The sequence below is a fragment of the Spirillospora sp. NPDC048824 genome, assembly GCF_043198455.1.
GTDB lineage: Bacteria > Actinomycetota > Actinomycetes > Streptosporangiales > Streptosporangiaceae > Spirillospora.
In genome coordinates this window covers 1-1,678 of sequence record NZ_JBICUS010000059.1, presented here as the reverse complement: position 1 = coordinate 1,678, position 1,678 = coordinate 1, and the positions used below count along the sequence as shown (strand labels likewise).

1 protein-coding gene is annotated in these 1,678 nt (G+C 71.0%); it reads left to right on the top strand.

The window, feature by feature from the left end:
* Positions 1-98 precede the first annotated feature (98 nt).
* A complete protein-coding gene (tnpC, locus tag ACGFIS_RS37485; RefSeq protein ID WP_392974018.1) occupies positions 99-1,604 on the top strand; it encodes an IS66 family transposase in 1,506 nt (501 codons plus the stop codon).
* Positions 1,605-1,678: the final 74 nt, after the last annotated feature.

The window sequence follows — 1,678 nt, the reverse complement described above, 5'->3', positions numbered from 1 at the left end:
GTAAGCATTCAGGCCGTTCACGGGCTGTGCTGCTGGTTGGGCCGTGTGCGACCGTCCGTCATGTTGATCATTGAGGGTGGGCGTGGTGTGATCATCGGGTGTCCGGCCTGGATGAGCTGTCGCGTGAGGAACTGATCGCGCTGGCGCGTGGCCTGGCGATCGAGAACGCCCGGCTGGCCGAGCGGGTGGCGGTGCTGGAGCGGCTGGAGGCCGAGAACGCCGAGTTGCGTGAGCGGGTCGCGCGGCTGGAGCGGCTGGTCTCGCGCAACAGCGGGAACTCGGGTATGCCGCCCTCGGCCGATGACCTGCCGGGCAGGCCGCGCCCCAAGGACAGGCCTGCTCGGGGCGGCAAGCGGCGTCCGGGCAAGCAGCCCGGTTCGCCGGGGACGGCGCTGGCCTGGGCCGAGGATGTCGACCCCGCCGACAGCGTCGATCACTTCCCGGCCGGGATGTGCGTGTGCGGTGCCGATCTGGCGGTGGCGGCGGATCTGGGCGTGACGGCCCGCCATCAGCAGGTCGAGATTCCGCTGGTGGTCGCCAAGCGACTCCAGCACAACCTGCACACGGTGGCGTGCGGCTGCGGGAAGGTGCACACCGCCGCCCGCCCGCAGGGGGTGCCGGCCGCACCGGTCAGCCTCGGGGTCAACCTGCGGTCCTGGTGCGTGTATCTGATGGCCTGGCACGCGATCCCGGTGCACCGGGTCGCCGAGCTGGTCACCTCGCTGACCGGGGCCGAGCCCTCACCCGGGTTCGTCCACGGCCTGCTCAAACGTGCCGCGGCCGCGGTGGAGCAGGCCAACCTGCGGATCCGGGCCCTGCTCACCCTCGCGCACGTGGTGTGCTGCGACGAGACCCCGATCCGCGTCGGTCCCAAGGCCGGCCCGGGCAGGGGCAGCAAGTACCTGCTGGTCGCCTGTGATCGACGGTTCACCTGGTACCAGGTCGGCGACCGGACCCTGCGGACCTTCACGCAGTCGGTCATCGCCGAGGCGACCGGCGTGATCGTGCACGACCGCTACCAGAACTACGACTCGGCGCAGCTCGGTGAGCATGAGCACCAGTTGTGCTGCGCGCACCTGCTCCGCGATCTCCAAGACTGCGCCGAAACCTACCCCGACGCGGCCTGGCCCGGGCAGATCGCCGAGGCGCTGCAAGGCCTGATCCACGCCGCCAACCTGGCGCGCGCCCAGGGCCGCGACACGCTCCCGGCGGGCACCAGGGCGATGTGGACCCGCAGCTTCCGGCACGGCGTCCGCATCGGCCTGGCCGAGGTCCGCCGGACCCCCGGACCGGCCAAAACCGTGACCCAGCCGGTCGGCCGGATGCTGCTGGAGACGCTACGCGACCGGCAGGACGACGTGCTGCGCTTCACCAGCGACCTGCGCATACCCCCGACCAACAACCAGGCCGAACGCGACCTGCGCCCGGCCAAGACCCAGCAGAAGATCTCCGGCCGGCTCCGCTCCGAACGGGCAACCCAACACCGGTACGCCGTCCGCGGCTACCTCTCCACCGCCGCCAAGCACGGCGTCGATCTGCTCACCGCGATCCGCGAGTCCCTGCTCGGCAGACCCTGGATGCCACCCGACCCGGCCCCGGCCTGAGCACGCCCCATCCAGCGTTGCGGTCACGCAACGCTAATTCGCCATGCCTCAAAGCACCCGAGCTGAATGCTTAC